Consider the following 17,856-nt stretch of genomic DNA (forward strand, 5'->3'; position numbering starts at 1 on the left):
AAAAAGTTTAAAAAAAACGCCTTAAATCATTTTCATAACTAAGGCGTTTAATACAAACTAATTCACAAAGTCATGGCTTAATTAAGCAAATTGACGCGTTTCACCTTCACCGTCAACGTTAGTAATACAACGTCCACATAACTCAGGGTGCTTCTCATCTTGGCCAACTTCTTCACGATGATGCCAACAACGGTCACATTTAGCCGCTTCAGTTTTTTGTACGAGTACAGATAAACCTTTAAGTTCAGTTGCTACCGCTTCAGCAGGTGCGTCAGTTAAAGGTTTAACAGCCGCTTGTGAAGTAATCAAGACAAAACGTAACTCATCGTCTAACGTACTTAATAATGTGCTAATTTCTTCAGAAGCATATAAAGTGACTTCTGCTTCTAACCCACCGCCAATCACTGTTTCTTTACGAGCTAGTTCTAGTGTTTTATTCACTTCAGCACGTACCGCAATAATTTGAGTCCATTTATCGTTATCTAATACTTCATTATCAGTTAGACCAAATAAACCTTCGTACCATGTTTCAGTGAACACAAACTCGTTACGCTCACCCGGTAAACGTCCCCAGATTTCGTCAGCGGTAAAGCTTAGAATAGGCGCCATTAAACGTACTAATGATTCAACAATATGGTAAAGAGCAGTCTGACAACTTAAGTGAGCATTGCTGCCTGTTTTCGCTGTGTACTGACGATCTTTAATAATATCTAAGTAGAAACTACCTAAGTCAATTGAACAGAAATGCATTAATTTTTGGTAAACAACATGTAGATTGTAGTTATCGTACGCTTCAATCACTTCATTTTGCATGGTTAATGCTTTAGCCACTATCCAACGATCCAGCGCCACCATTTCTTCTGGTGCGACTAAATCAGTTTGCGGGTCAAACCCATTTAAATTTGATAATAAGAAGCGTGACGTATTACGAATACGGCGGTAACTGTCGGCACTACGGTTTAGGATTTCATCGGAAACGGTAATTTCACCGGTGTAATCTGTTGAAGCTACCCATAAACGTAAAATATCAGCACCTAGGTCATTCATCACTGTTTGTGGCGACATGACGTTGCCGAGTGATTTAGACATTTTCTTACCATCGCCATCCACTACAAAACCGTGCGTTAACACTTCTTTGTAAGGTGCAACACCATTGATTGCAGTGCTCGTTAATAGTGAAGATTGGAACCAACCACGATGTTGATCTGAGCCTTCTAAATACAAATCAGCAGACGCCTGTGTGCCATCTTCTTTCGTGTACTCTTCACGAACGCCAACAACTGATGCGTGCGTAGTACCAGAGTCAAACCAAACATCTAACGTATCCGTTACTTTCCGGAATTTTTCTGCTTCAAAACCTAATAAAGATTCAGGCTCTAAATCGAACCAAGCTTGAATACCTTCTTTTTCGATTTTTTGTGCAATCAGTTCCATCATTTCTATAGAGTTTTCGTGCAATTCATCTGTTTCTTTATTCACGAACAACGTAATTGGAACACCCCATGTACGTTGGCGAGAAACACACCAGTCAGGGCGACCTTCAATCATTTTTTCAATGCGGTTTTGGCCCCAGCTTGGGATCCATTTAACATCTTTGATCTCTGCTAATGCACTGTCACGTAACCCTTTTTGATCCATAGAGATGAACCATTGTGGCGTTGCGCGGAAGATGATTGGTGTTTTATGTCTCCAGCAATGTGGGTAACTGTGCTTAATATTAACGTGATGGATTAATGCATTACGTTCAGTTAATACTTCCAGTACTGTATCGTTAGCTTTAAATACATGTAAACCAGCAAAAAATTCAGTATCTTCACGGAATACGCCGTTATCACCAACAGGGTTAGCCACTTCTAAATCGTATTTCAAACCAGCAGAATAATCGTCTTGGCCATGTCCAGGAGCAGTATGTACACATCCCGTACCCGCATCGATAGTCACATGATCAGCAACAATCGCTGGTACTTGTAAATCTAAGAATGGATGTTGGAATAATTGTTTCTCTAACGCGGCACCTGTTGCGATTGCTAACGTAGTAAACTCTTCAATACCGTAACGTGTCATACAATCAGCAACTAAGTCAGTTGCAAGAATAAAGCGGCGTCCACCCCCCTCGATCAGAGAGTATTCAACTTTTGCAGCTAATGCAATGGCACGGTTAGCTGGCAAAGTCCAAGGTGTTGTTGTCCAGATAACTGCTGAGATAACACCTTGACCAAAGTCGTCAGCTTGCTTATCAAAACAAGCAAGTAGCGCATCGCTATCAACGGCATTAAAGGCAACATCAATGGCTGGCGATAATTTATCTTCATATTCAACTTCAGCTTCCGCTAATGCAGAACCACAATCTGTACACCAATGAACAGGTTTAGAACCTTTGTGTAGATGATCATTTTTAATGATATTCGCTAATGCACGAACAATATTTGCTTCCGTTTTAAAGTTCATCGTTAGGTATGGGTTATCCCACTCACCTAACACACCTAAACGTTTAAAGTCTTTACGTTGACCGTCAACTTGACGCGCAGCGTATTCACGACACTTAACACGGAATTCAGCAGCGGTTAACTTTTTACCTGGCTTACCATGCTTTTGCTCAACTTTAAGCTCGATAGGCAGACCGTGACAATCCCAACCAGGAATGTAAGGCGCGTCGAAATCAGATAATGTTTTAGATTTAACAATAATATCTTTTAGAATTTTATTAACCGAGTGACCGATATGAATATCGCCATTTGCATAAGGAGGACCATCATGCAGAATAAATGTCTTTTTACCTTTCTTGGCAGCACGAATCTTTCCGTAAAGATCCTGTTTGTACCAATTTTTAAGCATGTTAGGCTCACGATTAGCCAAGTTTGCACGCATCGGGAAACCAGTTTTTGGTAAATTTAATGTACTTTTGTAATCACTCATCGGTTTTATTCCATCTAACGTTCTATTAATTAAGCTGATGCCATTCTCTAGCTTGCTGAATATCTTTATCAATCTGTACTTTTAGTTCCGCGAATGAATCAAAACGCACTTCATCACGTAATTTTTTCTCAAGTAACACTTCAAGCTGGCGGCCATATAAATCGCCTTCAAACTCAAATATATGCACTTCTAATTGTTGCCTTTCACCATTAACGGTCGGACGACAACCAATATTTGCAACGCCACGATAAACTTGCTCACCAATACTTTCTTCACCAACACCCAGTACTGACACAACAAACACACCCGAAACAGGTGAAACGCGACGCTTTAAAAATAAATTTGCAGTTGGAACACCTATTGTACGGCCCAACTTCTTACCATGTCCAACACGGCCAGCAATACTATATTTTCTACCTAGCATTTGCTCTGCTTGTTGTAATTGCCCTTTTGCTAATGCACTACGTATACGAGTGCTACTAACACGACAAGCATCTTGCGACAGGCTTTTTGTATCAACAACTTCAAAGCCATATTTTTCGCCTGCTTCTTTTAGCAGTGCAAAATCACCTAAACGTTGGTAACCAAAGTGAAAATCATCACCAATCACTAGGAATTTAACATTTAATTTTTTAATTAATAACTGCTCAATAAAATCATTCGCACTAAGATTCGCAAATTTATGCGTGAAAGACACACACAGTAAGCTATCTAAACCTAATTTTTCAAGTTGTACGAACTTATCACGTAAACGGCTTAATCGACCAGGTGCATTTTTACCTGCAAACAATTCAGCAGGTTGAGGCTCAAAGGTCATGACCGTCGCAGGCACTTGTAAGCGTTTAGCTTCCTCTAGCAGGCGAGACAAAACAGCATGATGGCCAAGATGAATGCCATCGAAATTGCCAATACTTAACACGCAACCTTGTGGTTGATGCTGTAGATTATGAATTCCGCGTATTAATTCCATGATAATGTCATAATTAATTGCCAAAAATAGCGTTGAAAATATAAAAGAGCTGATTATATATTAAGGCTGCAAAGTAATCAGCTTTCATTTTAGCGATTTAAGATTAATTCTAACGACTTACCTTAAAATGCTTTAGTCGTAATCCAAAAATAAAGTTACTCACTAAATAGATAGCTGCACCACCTAAAATCAAAGCGATTAATTGCATGATTGATTCAAGTAAACCAAAACCCGCCCACATGACAAGACTTGGTGTCATATACAACAAAGCAGCAACCATCACTAAACCTGATGCGATAATTCGAATTAATACAGCCACGCTGCCTTTCTGTACTTGGTAAACACCGCTCTTATAGAGGCCAAACCATAATAAACCAGCATTTAACGTAGCAGACAATGACGTGGCAATCGCTAACCCAACATAACCAAAAGGCACAGCAAAGATGACATTTAACACCATATTGCTCACCATCGCTATCACACCAAATTTAACCGGTGTTTTGGTATCTTGGCGCGAGTAATAGCCTGGCGCGAGGACTTTAACTAACATAAAGCTTAATAAGCCACTGGCATAAGCCCATAAACTCATCGCCGACATACTGACATCTTGCATATCAAACTCGCCACGCATAAATAAAACACGCAACATGGGTTCTGCTAACACGATTAAACCTAACATCGCAGGAAAACCTAAAAAACACACGCTGCGAATGCCCCAATCTAAGGTTTTAGAAAAACCTTCAGCAGACTTATTAACATGAGAAGAAGACAAGCTTGGTAAAATAACCGTCGCAATCGCAATACCAAACAGCCCTAACGGAAACTCTAATAAACGATCAGCGTAATATAACCAACTGATAGAGCCCGTTTGTAAAAAGCTGGCAATAAACGTATCTAACAACAGGTTTATTTGGCTCACTGACACCCCAAACAAAGCAGGAATCATTAAGGTACGGATTTTAACAACGCCAGGGTGATGCCATTGCCAACTTGGTTTCACTAACAATTTTTCTTTTTTCAAAAAAGGAATTTGGAATAAGAACTGAATCAAACCACCGATGAATACACCGATCGCTAAACCAATTTCAGGTTGAGCGAGTTGTGGAGAGAGAAACACAGCACAGGAAATAATCGCAATATTTAAAAATACCGGTGTAAACGCAGCGACAGCGAACTTCCCTAACGTATTAAGAATCGCACCTGATAAGGCAGTAAACGTAATAAACCATAAATACGGGAAAGTAATTTTTAACATGTCTGACGCTAATACAAATTTATACGCTTCAGGACCACCATTCCACCATTCTAAAAACCAGCCAAAACCAAATAACCCCGTAATAACCGAAGAGCCGATAACACCTAAAATGGTAATAACGGTGATAATAGTACCTAAAGTACCTGAAACAGCAGAAATGAGTTCTTTTACTTTATCTCGTGACTGTGTTTTTTCATATTCGGTTAATACAGGAACAAAAGCTTGTGCAAATGCACCTTCTGCAAACAAACGACGTAAAAAGTTAGGAATTTTATTAGCAAAGAAAAATAAATCTGCTGCGGCTCCTGCTCCCATCAAATTTGCAATAACAATATCGCGGACTAACCCTAAAACGCGAGAGACTAAGGTCATAGAACTTACGATCATGCCTGATTTTATTAGCTTTTTACTCACACTTGATTTCCTAAAGGCAAAGATGGAATAAGACTCAACGTATTAAAAGATGAGATTCAGAATGATAAAATACACGCTTTAGTTAAATTTAATAGATTTAACAGGCAATATATCGTCAAAACATTCGACTCTTCATTTGCATCTGTAATGGGTTGAGTATAAAATGCGCGCAGTTTAACCATCCACCTGGTTCGTTACCAGTTATTTTATTGGTTAATAAGAAACCATTTGACAATATACGTGTTACAAGGCATATTCCACGACCTTTGATTATCCCTTGTTATACAGAATTTAGGAGTTAAGGTCTTGGCTAATATCAAGTCTGCTAAAAAACGTGCTTTATTATCTGAAAAAAGCCGTAAACATAATGCAAGTCGTCGTACAATGATGCGTACTTTCATCAAGAAAGTTGTTGTTGCAATCGAAGCTGCAAACAAAGAACTAGCTACAGCTGAGTTCGTTAAATTACAATCAGTTTTAGATGCTTACGCAACTAAAGGTCTGATCAGCAAAAACATGGCTGCTCGTAAGAAAAGCCGTCTTTCTGCTAAAATTAAAGCGCTTTAATTCTTATTTAAGAATCTGCCTTTTTTTTAAGATATTAAAAAACCGACCTAGTGTCGGTTTTTTTATGTCTATATTTTCAAATTTACTTCTTTTGTATATTTAGCTGTGTATATTTAGTTTTAAATATTCACTTTCAATATCAAATCTTAAAAAGCTACCTTTCAAGAAAGACTTCACAAAAGGTAGAGCTCAATTAAATACCCATTCCTGATAATGCATTCATTAAATCTTTAACAACTTTACCAACAACTGGATTTGTTTCTTCAAACATTAATAATTGTTGTGATATTTTCTTATCACGAATTAACTGAGCAGGATCACCAGACATAATAGCTTGTTGTAATTGGTCATGTACTTTTTGTAATTCACCTGCGGTACATTCATCTGCAACTAAACCTTCAGATAACACATCAGATAACTTCTTAAATTCAGATTGTACTTTTTTGATTGGCATACACACCTCAGTTTTAAATAATAGATAGTGATACGAAACATGATTAAGTGGTAAGCATTTCTACACTGAACACTTAAACTGCTTATTTTCATTGTAGCATCAGTCCTTTACAGGCACCTTTAAAAATCGGTCGATAAAACGAGTGAACACTAAAAAGATGATCACAAACAAAATACTGATCACTATCAACCCAACTTTAAACCAGCTTTGATCTTGATAAGCTTGCAAAAACAGGCTTGATAAATAAATCGCCATCAACCAATAAGCAATACGTAAAACATAGCTCCAAATAGGATAGCTTTTATCCGTTAGCCATAACCTTGCCATTTTAATCCCTTATCTTATCGACGGTTTTAATGTAATACGTTTACGCATTATCAACACTAAAGCTTAATACATCATTAATGTGCTTTTGTTCAGTAGAGAGCATTAACAATCTATCTAAGCCTAAAGCGACACCTGCACAATCAGGTAAATGATCTAAACAAGCGACAAATTTATGATCTATCGGCATTTCCGGTAGGCCCATCGTTACTCGTAATTGATTATCCGCTTGAAAACGCTTTAATTGCTCTTCACTGTTATTGAGTTCATGAAAGCCGTTCGCTAACTCAACACTTTTATAATACACCTCAAAACGATCAGCAACACGATCATCTTGTGTATTAATTCTAGCGAGAGCCGCTTGTGAGGCAGGAAAATCATAAACAAAACAAGGTTCGTCTTGCCCTATTTTAGATTCTATCGCGATACAAAATAACAGCTGTAAAATCGTATCTTTATCTGTTTCATTATCAAGCACGTCACCTAACTGCAAATGTGCGCCTGCTAACTTCAGCTCTTCGATACTTGCCGTTAATGGATCAACTTGCAAAATAGATAAAAAGGCCTCTTGGTAACTACAACGACTCGGTGTATTACAGTTTAGAATCAACATTAATAACGTCGCCATTTCATCCATTAATTGATGATGCTCAAAGCCTACTTTATACCACTCTAACAAAGAAAACTCAGGGTTGTGAAAACGTCCCGATTCTTCATTTCGATATACTTTTGATATTTGATAAATTGAACCGCTACCAGCCGCTAATAAACGCTTCATCTGAAACTCTGGTGAGGTTTGTAAATATAATGGCACACCACCATCGACTAACGGCTTATCACTAATATTACGACCAACAAACTGCGTTTTAAAACATTGAAGATGTACATCCGTCACTGCGGCTTGGCTGAGAGAAGGCGTTTCAACTTCTAATACTTGTAAGTCGCTAAAAAAATCTCGAATCGTTTTTAACATAACCGCACGCGCACTTAATTGTGCCAGCGAAGCACTTGGTAACCAGTTCATTGGAGCTCCTTTTTTAAAAGCCTAGTTTACCTAACCTTTGCGGTTTCTGGAATCTATCCTGCTCCAACTTAAGCATGTTTAAAGCATTTTATTTACTCGCTAATCCCTTAATTTATATTGCCGATGAAAGTTTTAATTTTACCCTGTTTCGATCAAAGTTTTCTCCAAGCTAACTGATAGACTAAATATTAAGCAGTTTGTCATTTTGTTGGAGAAAATTATGCAAATAATCAAAACAGACGTCGCTATTATCGGTGCAGGTGGTTCAGGGTTAAGAGCGGCTATAGAAATCGCTGAAAACTACCCACAGCTTAATGTCGCGCTTATATCCAAAGTATATCCCATGCGTAGTCACACTGTTGCAGCTGAAGGCGGTGCAGCAGGCGTAGTACAAGACAGTGATTCATTAGATCAACACTTTGATGACACCGTATCAGGTGGTGACTGGTTGTGCGAGCAAGATGTAGTGCAATATTTTGTCGAAAACGCAGCGAAGCAATTAACTCAATTAGAGCATTGGGGTTGCCCTTGGAGCCGCAAAGCCGACGGCAATATTAATGTTCGTGCTTTTGGTGGAATGAAAAAAGAACGGACTTGGTTTGCCGCTGATAAAAGTGGTTTTCATATTCTACACACGCTTTTCCAAACCTCCCTTAAACATCCTAAAATAACACGCTTTGATGAACACTTTTGTCTTGATTTAGTGGTTGAAGATAACAAAATTCAAGGCGTGGTCATTCTTGATATTGCAGAAGGTGAAGCAAAACTAATTCAAGCAAAATCAGTGATCATGGCCACCGGGGGTGCAGGTCGAGTATATACCTATAACACTAACGGCGGCATCGTCACTGGAGATGGAATGTCTCTCGCTTACCGACACGGTGTTGCATTGCGAGATATGGAATTCATACAATACCACCCAACGGGTTTACCCGGCTCAGGCATTTTAATGACGGAAGGTTGCCGTGGTGAAGGCGGTGTATTAATCAATAAAAATGGATACCGCTATTTGCAGGACTACGGTCTAGGCCCAGAAACGCCCCTTGGACAGCCTAAAAATAAACACATGGAATTAGGCCCAAGAGATAAAATAAGCCAATGCTTCTGGCAAGAACAACAAAAAGGCAATGTGATCACTGGCGACCGAGGTGATGTGGTTTATCTCGATTTACGTCATTTAGGTAAAGCTAAAATTAATGAGCGCTTACCCTTTATTCGAGAACTCGCTAAAGCTTATGTCGGTGTTGACCCTGTCCATGAACCAATCCCAGTTCGACCAACCGTGCATTATACGATGGGCGGTATTGCAACTGATGCTAAAACAGCCACCAGCTTAACGGGATTATATGCCATTGGAGAATGTGCTTCAGTCGGCTTACATGGCGCAAATCGTTTAGGGTCAAACTCACTGTCAGAACTCGCTGTCTTTGGCCAATTAGCAGGTCAACAAGCTGCAGAGTATGCGCAACAAACAGAACATCAAGCTACCCAGCCACTACAAGAAAAAGCACAAAAGATCATCGCTAGAACAGAAGCCTTATTAAACAGTAATGGCAGCGAAAAAATGGCCGATATACGCCAAGAAATGGGCGACTGTATGGAAGAAGGTGTTGGTATTTATCGAATACAAGCCTCAATGCAGAAAACGATTGATACATTAGCTGAATTAAAAGTGCGTTATCAACACATTAAAATAAATGATAAATCCAGCGTCTTCAATACAGAGTTTTTATATGCCATTGAGTTAGGTTATTTATTAGATACCGCAGAAGCGATTGCCCATAGTGCGATTGCTCGTCAAGAATCACGTGGCTCACATCAACGTATTGATGAGTTTAATACACGCAATGATGTGCATTTCTTAAAACACTCATTAGCCTACTATCAAGCGGATAAAGCACCCATTATAAAATACTCCGATGTCACTATCACCAGAAGCCAACCTGCTGAACGAGTATACGGTGCAGCTTCTGAAACGAAGGAGAAATGATCATGTCAACTCAAGCTACTCATGCTCAACAAGCAGTCGTCGATAAAGTCATTGAAATAGAGATCCTTCGTTATCGTCCAGAACAAGATGAAAAACCGTTTCCACAAGGGTTTGAAATCCCCTACCACCCCGATATGTCGATCTTAGAGGCACTGCAATATATTAAAGATCATTTAGATAGTAGTGTCAGCTTCAGATGGTCTTGCAGAATGGCTATCTGCGGCAGTTGCGGGTTAATGGTTAATAACATACCAAAACTAGGTTGTAAGGCTTTCCTACGAGATTATTACCCACAGAAAGTGACACTTGAAGCTTTAGCTAACTTCCCAATTGAACGCGATCTTGTGGTGGTGATGGATGACTTCATTAAAAAACTAGAAGAAATCAAACCTTACATTATTCCTGAACGTGATGAGAAATGTCTATCGGAAGGCACTTACCAACAAACACCTGAACAAATGGAAAAATACGCAAAATTCTCCATGTGCATTAACTGTGGCCTCTGCTATTCGGCTTGCCCACAATATGGATTAGATAAAAGTTTTACAGGCCCCGCCGCCTTAGCTTTATTAGCACGATATAACCGTGATAGCCGCGACGCAGGTAGCGCTGAACGAATGAAAATAGTAAACCAAGAACAAGGCGTTTGGTCCTGTACTTTTGTTGGTTATTGCTCGGTAGTTTGCCCTAAGGGAGTTGACCCCGCTGCTGCTATCCAATTATTAAAAGTCGAAAGCAGTAAAGACTACTTAATTGGCATGTTCAAACCTGATTAATGTGACAAGTACATTGCTAATATTAGAGACCACAAAGAAGCGAATGCTTTTGACGTGACGTTATTTTGGAGTAAATAAAATGAGTAAACGTAAACCTTATCGACGTGAAATGAACAATGACTGGTGGTTAAAAAACATATTTTACAGTAAATATATGATTCGAGAAGGCAGCAGTATTTTCATCACACTCTATAGCCTTATCTTAGCTTGGGGAGTTTTCCGTTTAAGCCAAGGAGAAGAAGCCTTCAATGCTTGGTTAAGTGCCTTACAACACCCAGTTTCAATCGTTTTCCATCTACTAGTGCTATTGATTGCTTTGTACCACACCATTACTTGGTTTTCATTAGCACCGAAAGCAGTCGACCTTTATATCAAAGGTAAACCATTAGATGGAAAATTGATTGTAGCGGGTCACTACATAACATTTACTATTGTTACTATCTTTTGCTTAATCGTCATCATGCTTTAAAGGAGGTTCCATGAACGTTCAACCAACAACCAATGCATTACAAGAGAAAAAATATATTCGCTCAAATGAACCTGTCTTTTGGGGGCTATTTGGTGCAGGCGGCATGTTAACTGCATTTCTAACACCAGTAATGGTATTAGTGACAGGGTTATTAATTCCATTAGGGATCATTGATGCTGACCATCTAAGTTACGATAAGTTACACGGATTTGCCAGTAGTTGGTATGGCGCCGCTATCATCTTGGTATTAGTCGCATTACCTTTATGGCATACGCTACACCGTATCTTTCATTCACTACATGACCTTGGCATTAAGCGTGGTCGAGATTGGCAACAGGTGATTTGCTATGGATTCGCATTCGCCGTCAGTGTGTTTGTTTTTACCTTATTATTGCAAATGCTAACTCAGTAGCCTGCATTAATATGACGATGATTAAAAAACACCACACATAAAAAAACCAGCTGAATGCTGGTTTTCCTTTTTCGATGAAACATTAACAATCGCTAATGCATTCAATCACTTATTTTTTTACACGACCAACATATTCGCCGCTGCGTGTATCAACTTTAATGGTTTCACCAATTTGGATGAATAAAGGAACACGTACAGTCGCGCCTGTTGATAACGTAGCTGGTTTACCGCCAGTACCAGCAGTATCGCCTTTAAGACCTGGGTCTGTTTCAGTCACTTCTAACTCAACAAAGTTAGGTGGCATAACAGCAATCGGTGCATCGTTCCACGTAGTGATAGTACAAATATTTTGTTCTACTAACCATTTGTCCATATCGCCCACTGCATTTGCATCAGCAGCAATCTGTTCAAATGTATCGTTATCCATAAAATGGAAGAACTCACCATCGTTATAAAGATAAGCTAAGTCGAAATCCATGACATCAGCAGATTCAACTGATTCATTTGATTTGAATGTTTTATCTACCACTTTGCCAGATATTAGCTTACGATATTTAACACGACTAAATGCTTGGCCTTTACCAGGTTTAACATACTCGTTTTCCATGATCACACATGGCTCATTATCGAGCATGAATTTTAGCCCGCCTTTAAAATCACTGGTACTATATGTTGCCATTATAACCTCTATTACTAAACTGATAAAAAATGCCTGAAATAATTAACGTGAATAATACCGCTGACTTGCCAACATGGCAAAAGGAACTCGCGAATGCGGTTAAAAATCCACTACAACTATTGGAAATATTGGAGATTGAGCAGGAAAATGACCTAATTAGTCAACTTGCTAGAAAACAATTCCCAATGTTGGTGCCTTTACCGTTCATAAAGAAAATGCAAAAAGGTAATATTAACGATCCTTTATTAAAACAAGTCCTACCGATTAACGACGAAGAATTGATAGTATCGGGGTTTACAACGGATCCATTAGTAGAACAAAACAACAATCAACAAGGTTTATTACACAAATATAAAAGCCGTGTTTTACTCATTTTAAAAACAGGATGCGCGATCAATTGCCGCTATTGCTTTAGACGTCATTTCCCTTACGCTGATAATAATATTAACAAATCTCAGATAGTCGAGATTATTAATTATATACAAGCACATCCTGACGTAAATGAAGTGATCCTCAGTGGTGGCGATCCACTAATGAGTAAAGATAAACAGTTATTTGAATTACTAACGCAACTAGAAGCGTTGCCACAATTAACACGTTTACGCATTCATACTCGATTACCTGTCGTGATCCCCTCTCGTATCACTCAAGCGCTGGCCGATCGTTTACAACAAAGCCGCTTCAAAATCGTCTTAGTATTGCATATTAATCATCAACAAGAGATTGACGATGACTTTGCACAAGCGATGCAACGCTGTCATCAAGCTGGCATCCAGCTATTGAACCAAAGCGTACTGTTAAAAGGTGTGAATGATGATGCTGAATCGCTTGTCGCACTCAGTGAAGCTTTATTTTCAGTTAATATTCTGCCTTATTACCTATTTTTACTTGATAAAGTCCAAGGTGCGGCACATTTTGATATCGTTGAAAAACAAGCACAGCAATTACACAAAGCCATGCAAAGCGAACTACCCGGTTACTTAGTACCGCGCTTAAGTAGAGAAATTGCAGGACAACAAAGCAAAACCTTAATACATTCGTTATAATGACCAATATTATTAAATGACCAAGTTAAATAGCCAAGTTAAATAACTAAGTTAAATAGCTAAGTTAAGTGACTAAGTTAAGTGACTAAGTTAAATGGCTAAGTTAAATGACTAAATTGCACAGGAGACAATGATGAGCAAAGAAAGCGTGCAAGCACAGCTTCAAGAAAACATTAAAATCATTTACCATCGAGCGGTAGATGCCGACCAAGCATTAAGTGAATTACGTAAACAAAAAACGGCAGGTTTTGCACATATTTTTGCAGACGATACGCCATTTACAAAACATGCAGATACGTTTTTACCGTATGTAGAAGAATTAGCAGCAGATTTACAAGCGATTCAAACAGATACAGAAGAACATTACATGAAGCAATTACCTGCTATCGTCGTTAAAATTGAATTATTATTTAAAATGTTGAATGCTTTTAAAGAAAATTTAAAAACGAAATAACTATTTAAAAACTATTAAGTAACTAGTTGAATAGTTACTTATAAATAGTCACTTAAATAGCGACTTAAAGAGTGAAATGAATCATTAGTTAGATAGGTATATTTAACTATAGCGATATAAATGACTACGCTATTTGGTGAGTAATCAACGGCTCACCTTGATACACACACACCCTATTACGCCCAGTTTTCTTCGCATCATATAATGCTTTATCGGCCAACGTTAGTTGTTTTAGCACATCATGCATGTCATCAATATTTTGCACCTCAACTAATCCAATACTGACAGAAAAATCAATATGGAAATCATCGGCAATACACGGCATAGAATTAATATGACCTCTAATACGCTCCATCAAAATAAGCGCACTACTTTCAGAAGTACGAGGCATTAACAGACCAAACTCTTCTCCACCTAAGCGAGCAAAGAGATCGGTTTCACGAAGTTGTTTAGAAACGCGACTCGTAAAATCGATTAACACTTTATCGCCTATATCATGCCCATAAGTATCATTAATACTTTTAAAGAGATCTAAATCTAACATCGCTAAACAATAAGGCTCTTTATAACGTAAATAGCGAAGATGCTCTTGCTCAAGATTGGCATCGAAATAGCGACGATTATAAATATTAGTTAATCCGTCATGCATCGCCAAGTGCTCTAGCTTTTTATTGGTTTCAGTAACTTGTTGTTCTTTTTCTAATATTTCTTGAATATATTTTTTAACTGACTTCGCCATTTCACTAATTTCATCTCGTCCACTAACTGGAATTTGAAATTGATTTTTAGCATCGCCCGCATCAATTATTTTACGAATAAGATGTACTCGACGTAAAAAGCCTATCTGCAATAACACTAACATTAATGTAATGATAAAAGAGGCAAACAAAAGCAGATATAAATGAGATTTACGGACCGTTATTTTTTCTTCTACTTTATTCAAATTATTCAAAAAGCTTTTCTGTGCCGCTAAAATAGCTTCACCAGTCACAGAAGTGACTAATTGACTCAGTTGCGCATTTTCTGACTTCAGTACATTGAGCACTTCGAGTTGCACTAAATAGCGTTGATAAGTAGACGTTAAAGAAGGAGTATCCAGAAACAAAGTAGATAATTGATTATATTCTTGTTCTGAAATGGTGTTTTTAAGCGGTAAAATAAATTGTTTAACTTTTTCTATAGTCGGCTTTTCTTGGCTCAATAAACTTTTCTGGTCCATTGAATTAAACAGGGACATTACATTATCAGCCATCAACGCAATCTCTGAGTTACCGCCTTTCATTTGTAAACGCTTATAGGTTTCTACTTTTTTATATTCAATTAATAACGCCTCTGACAACGCTATTTTTTTAAACATTCCATCAGAAATATCTTTAACTTGTTCATATAGACGGGACTTCAAAAGAAACAACTCTTGAGCATTATCAACTCGATTAGCCAACTCTTCTGATAATTGATCTATCCAAGCAGCTCTATCTTTGATGTAAAGATTGAATCGTCGTAGGTCACTTTCATTTTCAGCTAAGAACATATCGGTAGTGGCAGTAAGCACTTCATTACTTTGTACTTTCAGCATTGTCATGTTGAGCAGCATTTCAAAGTTGTTATCTTTTACTTTTCCATAGTCTTCTTGAAATTCTTTTAATGACAGAATGCCAGAAACTCCTACTATCGCAGTCATAATTGCTAGCATAATCGTCAGCGTAACTACGCGTAAACTTAATCTATGTCGTAATCGAGGCATATCTTCCTTGAGCTTAATTTCTTATTGGCTTCCTGTTACCTAAACTTATAAAATAATAAATAAATAAAGCGCCAATTAAATCAGATGAAAAATGATTATACATTAAACATCAAATAAACTGAGTAAATTATGATCATCACTGATATTTTTATAATAACTTCTGAGTTAATTGCAATGATTCACTTTTAAAAAAACAAAATAAAGTTAGTAAACACTTTCAAATAAAGCCAACAAATTAGAGGTATTAAACTAGAAAATGAAATAAAAATAAATTTAATACATTTTGAAATAGCATCAAGCTTCCATTTTCACCTAACAAGCTAAAAAACAAATAAAATCAAATATTTATAATAAAAACAAATATTTAATTGAATATATCTTAATGCGACTACTTCAATTTTATGCCCAAATATAAAATGTATTATTTAAATATGACGTAAAGTACTCCCCTTTTAATCACCAAAACTTGTTTAAATAAATCCTCTTATTTGGCTGATGATATTAATCATCTGTAAAGATTAAAAGTTCGTTCTTTAAGTTAGCAGTGACGATTAAAAGCGGGTTGAAACGAAGCAGTATGAGCAAATAATAAGCGCTTTATTAAGCAATTTACCTTTCAATTATAAAAATCAGCAAAACAACATGATATTTGCTAATATCGCGCGCTTATTCATTATCCAATTGCGTTTTAATAATTTAAAGGGACTCGCGCAATATAATAAAAAGGTATCCTTATGTTATCGCTTCTCAATACTTTGAATGGTTTATTATGGGGGCAAATCCTCGTTTATTTATTAATCGGAACAGGGATTTATTTCACAATAAGATTAGGTTTTATTCAATTCCGTCATTTCTTTCATACTTTTACGGTCATGAAAGGAAGTCGCAAGTCCGACAAAGAAGGCATTTCTTCTTTCCAAGCATTATCCACCAGCTTAGCAGCACGCGTAGGGACAGGTAACTTAGCAGGTGTAGCGATCGCTATTACTGTAGGTGGTCCAGGTGCTATTTTCTGGATGTGGTTAATTGCATTATTAGGGATGGCAACCAGCTTCGCTGAAAGTACACTGGCTCAAGCTTATAAAGTACACGACGAAGAAGGCAACTTCCGAGGCGGTCCTGCTTATTATATGGAACGTGGTTTAAATGCACGCTGGATGGGTAGTTTATTCGCTATCTTCCTGATTATCGCATTTGGCTTAGTATTTAATGCTGTGCAAGCAAACTCAATTACAGCCGCATTACATGAATCATTCCAATTTGATAAATTAACTGTCGGTATTGTTTTAGCGCTTATTTCGGCAGCCGTTATTTTTACTGGTATTCGTGGTATTGCAAAAGTAGCTGAAAAAATTGTGCCAGCAATGGCATTAGTTTACTTACTTATCGCTGCTTACGTTGTGCTAATTAACATCACTGAACTGCCTGGTATTTTTGGTCTTATTTTTGACTCAGCCTTTGGTTGGCAAGAAGCGACCGGTGGTGCATTTGGTGCAATGATCATGACCGGTGTTCAACGTGGATTGTTCTCGAATGAAGCAGGTATGGGTAGTGCCGCTAATGCAGCAGCAACGGCTTCTCCTTATCCGCCACATCCTGCTTCACAAGGTTATGTACAAATGTTGGGTGTTTTCATCGATACTATTATTATCTGTACAGCAACAGCATCGATTATCTTGTTATCAGGTGGCTTAGAGTCATTCTCTGGAATGGGCGGTGTTGAAATAACACAACGTGCACTGGACATCCAAGTCGGTGACTGGGGTGGCTCTTTTGTTGCGATTGCATTGTTATTTTTTGCCTTCACTTCAATCATTGCAAACTACTCTTACGCAGAAACAAACTTAGTATTTTTACAACATAAAAATACACGTGGTTTAATCGTTTTACGTATTGCAGTGCTGGGTATGATTTTGTTTGGTGCAACACAGAGTAATAGTGTTATTTGGTCTTTAGCTGATGTATCGATGGGCTTAATGGCAATCGTTAACCTTATCGCTATTTTATTACTGTCTAATGAAGTCATTAAATTAGCGAAAGATTACAACCAGCAACTTAATGCGGGCAAAGTACCTACGTTCGACCGTACTAAAATGCCAGAGTTAGATAAGAAAATAGAGCCAGGAATATGGGAAGCTAAAAAGTAACTCCTTACTTAGCTTCTATTATAAATAAAACCAGAGCAATGGATTCTCTGGTTTTATTTAATCAGTTATTAGAACCTCTTATTTAAGTCTTGGATTCAGATCATAAGTGCATAACTTGAATTGGTAGAAAAGACGATCAGCTGAAGATATGCTTATCGCTTTTTCTCCGGCAAGAGGTGCAACAATGAAAACATATAAACAACTGACCTATGCGC

16 protein-coding genes are annotated in these 17,856 nt (G+C 37.8%); 8 read left to right on the top strand and 8 right to left on the bottom strand.

Annotated elements, in window-relative coordinates; translation table 11 throughout:
• Nucleotides 1-81: 81 nt before the first annotated feature.
• From ileS to murJ, 3 genes are all read right to left on the bottom strand, one after another.
• Nucleotides 82-2,916, bottom strand: a complete 2,835-nt coding sequence (gene ileS / locus SP041_RS10225) for an isoleucine--tRNA ligase (protein WP_025564874.1) — start codon at nucleotides 2,914-2,916, stop codon at nucleotides 82-84.
• Between the two features lie 25 nt (nucleotides 2,917-2,941).
• On the bottom strand, nucleotides 2,942-3,886 hold the full coding sequence (ribF, locus tag SP041_RS10230) for a bifunctional riboflavin kinase/FAD synthetase (protein WP_137297689.1): 945 nt from the start codon (nucleotides 3,884-3,886) through the stop codon (nucleotides 2,942-2,944).
• Between the two features lie 109 nt (nucleotides 3,887-3,995).
• A complete protein-coding gene (gene murJ, locus SP041_RS10235; protein ID WP_137297690.1) occupies nucleotides 3,996-5,555 on the bottom strand; it encodes a murein biosynthesis integral membrane protein MurJ in 1,560 nt (519 codons plus the stop codon).
• Nucleotides 5,556-5,861: 306 nt separating this feature from the next.
• Here murJ and rpsT point away from each other — a divergent pair, with 306 nt between their 5' ends.
• Nucleotides 5,862-6,122, top strand: a complete 261-nt coding sequence (gene rpsT, locus SP041_RS10240) for a 30S ribosomal protein S20 (RefSeq protein WP_028867309.1) — start codon at nucleotides 5,862-5,864, stop codon at nucleotides 6,120-6,122.
• Nucleotides 6,123-6,315: 193 nt separating this feature from the next.
• Here rpsT and SP041_RS10245 read toward each other — a convergent pair whose 3' ends face one another.
• From SP041_RS10245 to epmA, 3 genes are all read right to left on the bottom strand, one after another.
• Nucleotides 6,316-6,576, bottom strand: a complete 261-nt coding sequence (locus SP041_RS10245; RefSeq protein WP_137297691.1) for a DUF4404 family protein — start codon at nucleotides 6,574-6,576, stop codon at nucleotides 6,316-6,318.
• Between the two features lie 99 nt (nucleotides 6,577-6,675).
• Nucleotides 6,676-6,903 (bottom strand): hypothetical protein, encoded by a 228-nt coding sequence (locus tag SP041_RS10250; protein ID WP_137297692.1) that lies wholly within the window; start codon nucleotides 6,901-6,903, stop codon nucleotides 6,676-6,678.
• Between the two features lie 40 nt (nucleotides 6,904-6,943).
• A complete protein-coding gene (gene epmA / locus SP041_RS10255; protein WP_137297693.1) occupies nucleotides 6,944-7,924 on the bottom strand; it encodes an elongation factor P--(R)-beta-lysine ligase in 981 nt (326 codons plus the stop codon).
• A 220-nt stretch (nucleotides 7,925-8,144) separates the two neighbouring features.
• Here epmA and frdA point away from each other — a divergent pair, with 220 nt between their 5' ends.
• The 4 genes from frdA to frdD all read left to right on the top strand — a co-directional run bounded on the left by frdA (nucleotide 8,145) and on the right by frdD (nucleotide 11,571).
• Nucleotides 8,145-9,914, top strand: coding sequence for a fumarate reductase (quinol) flavoprotein subunit (frdA, locus tag SP041_RS10260; RefSeq protein ID WP_137297694.1), 1,770 nt, complete (start codon nucleotides 8,145-8,147; stop codon nucleotides 9,912-9,914).
• 2 nt (nucleotides 9,915-9,916) lie between these two features.
• Nucleotides 9,917-10,690 carry a succinate dehydrogenase/fumarate reductase iron-sulfur subunit gene (locus tag SP041_RS10265; protein WP_137297695.1) on the top strand — a complete coding sequence of 258 codons (774 nt, stop codon included), beginning with the start codon at nucleotides 9,917-9,919 and terminating at the stop codon, nucleotides 10,688-10,690.
• Between the two features lie 79 nt (nucleotides 10,691-10,769).
• Nucleotides 10,770-11,159 carry a fumarate reductase subunit C gene (locus SP041_RS10270; protein ID WP_137297696.1) on the top strand — a complete coding sequence of 130 codons (390 nt, stop codon included), beginning with the start codon at nucleotides 10,770-10,772 and terminating at the stop codon, nucleotides 11,157-11,159.
• Between the two features lie 10 nt (nucleotides 11,160-11,169).
• Nucleotides 11,170-11,571 carry a fumarate reductase subunit FrdD gene (gene frdD / locus SP041_RS10275; protein ID WP_137297697.1) on the top strand — a complete coding sequence of 134 codons (402 nt, stop codon included), beginning with the start codon at nucleotides 11,170-11,172 and terminating at the stop codon, nucleotides 11,569-11,571.
• Between the two features lie 109 nt (nucleotides 11,572-11,680).
• Here frdD and efp read toward each other — a convergent pair whose 3' ends face one another.
• On the bottom strand, nucleotides 11,681-12,250 hold the full coding sequence (gene efp / locus SP041_RS10280) for an elongation factor P (RefSeq protein ID WP_137297698.1): 570 nt from the start codon (nucleotides 12,248-12,250) through the stop codon (nucleotides 11,681-11,683).
• 29 nt (nucleotides 12,251-12,279) lie between these two features.
• Here efp and epmB point away from each other — a divergent pair, with 29 nt between their 5' ends.
• Both epmB and SP041_RS10290 read left to right on the top strand, forming a co-directional pair.
• Nucleotides 12,280-13,296 (top strand): EF-P beta-lysylation protein EpmB, encoded by a 1,017-nt coding sequence (gene epmB / locus SP041_RS10285; protein WP_137297699.1) that lies wholly within the window; start codon nucleotides 12,280-12,282, stop codon nucleotides 13,294-13,296.
• A 133-nt stretch (nucleotides 13,297-13,429) separates the two neighbouring features.
• Entirely contained in the window at nucleotides 13,430-13,750 is a 321-nt protein-coding gene (locus SP041_RS10290) for a hypothetical protein (RefSeq protein WP_137297700.1), read from the top strand.
• A 124-nt stretch (nucleotides 13,751-13,874) separates the two neighbouring features.
• On the opposite strand, the gene SP041_RS10295 is transcribed toward SP041_RS10290, so the two are convergent.
• Nucleotides 13,875-15,494 carry a GGDEF domain-containing protein gene (locus SP041_RS10295; RefSeq protein WP_137297701.1) on the bottom strand — a complete coding sequence of 540 codons (1,620 nt, stop codon included), beginning with the start codon at nucleotides 15,492-15,494 and terminating at the stop codon, nucleotides 13,875-13,877.
• Between the two features lie 734 nt (nucleotides 15,495-16,228).
• On the opposite strand from SP041_RS10295, the gene SP041_RS10300 reads away from it, so the two are divergent.
• Entirely contained in the window at nucleotides 16,229-17,641 is a 1,413-nt protein-coding gene (locus tag SP041_RS10300) for an alanine/glycine:cation symporter family protein (protein WP_137297702.1), read from the top strand.
• Nucleotides 17,642-17,856: the final 215 nt, after the last annotated feature.

The organism is Psychromonas sp. SP041 (assembly GCF_000470315.2).
Lineage (GTDB): Bacteria > Pseudomonadota > Gammaproteobacteria > Enterobacterales > Psychromonadaceae > Psychromonas.

Excerpts from the sequence above, each read along its gene's own strand:
- ileS (WP_025564874.1), bottom strand. The coding sequence starts at position 2,916 with ATGAGTGATTACAAAAGTACATTAAATTTACCAAAAACTGGTTTCCCG.
- ribF (WP_137297689.1), bottom strand. The coding sequence starts at position 3,886 with ATGGAATTAATACGCGGAATTCATAATCTACAGCATCAACCACAAGGT.
- SP041_RS10245 (WP_137297691.1), bottom strand. The coding sequence starts at position 6,576 with ATGCCAATCAAAAAAGTACAATCTGAATTTAAGAAGTTATCTGATGTG.
- SP041_RS10250 (WP_137297692.1), bottom strand. The coding sequence starts at position 6,903 with ATGGCAAGGTTATGGCTAACGGATAAAAGCTATCCTATTTGGAGCTAT.
- epmA (WP_137297693.1), bottom strand. The coding sequence starts at position 7,924 with ATGAACTGGTTACCAAGTGCTTCGCTGGCACAATTAAGTGCGCGTGCG.
- frdA (WP_137297694.1), top strand. The coding sequence starts at position 8,145 with ATGCAAATAATCAAAACAGACGTCGCTATTATCGGTGCAGGTGGTTCA.
- SP041_RS10265 (WP_137297695.1), top strand. The coding sequence starts at position 9,917 with ATGTCAACTCAAGCTACTCATGCTCAACAAGCAGTCGTCGATAAAGTC.
- SP041_RS10270 (WP_137297696.1), top strand. The coding sequence starts at position 10,770 with ATGAGTAAACGTAAACCTTATCGACGTGAAATGAACAATGACTGGTGG.
- frdD (WP_137297697.1), top strand. The coding sequence starts at position 11,170 with ATGAACGTTCAACCAACAACCAATGCATTACAAGAGAAAAAATATATT.
- efp (WP_137297698.1), bottom strand. The coding sequence starts at position 12,250 with ATGGCAACATATAGTACCAGTGATTTTAAAGGCGGGCTAAAATTCATG.
- epmB (WP_137297699.1), top strand. The coding sequence starts at position 12,280 with ATGCCTGAAATAATTAACGTGAATAATACCGCTGACTTGCCAACATGG.
- SP041_RS10290 (WP_137297700.1), top strand. The coding sequence starts at position 13,430 with ATGAGCAAAGAAAGCGTGCAAGCACAGCTTCAAGAAAACATTAAAATC.
- SP041_RS10295 (WP_137297701.1), bottom strand. The coding sequence starts at position 15,494 with ATGCCTCGATTACGACATAGATTAAGTTTACGCGTAGTTACGCTGACG.
- SP041_RS10300 (WP_137297702.1), top strand. The coding sequence starts at position 16,229 with ATGTTATCGCTTCTCAATACTTTGAATGGTTTATTATGGGGGCAAATC.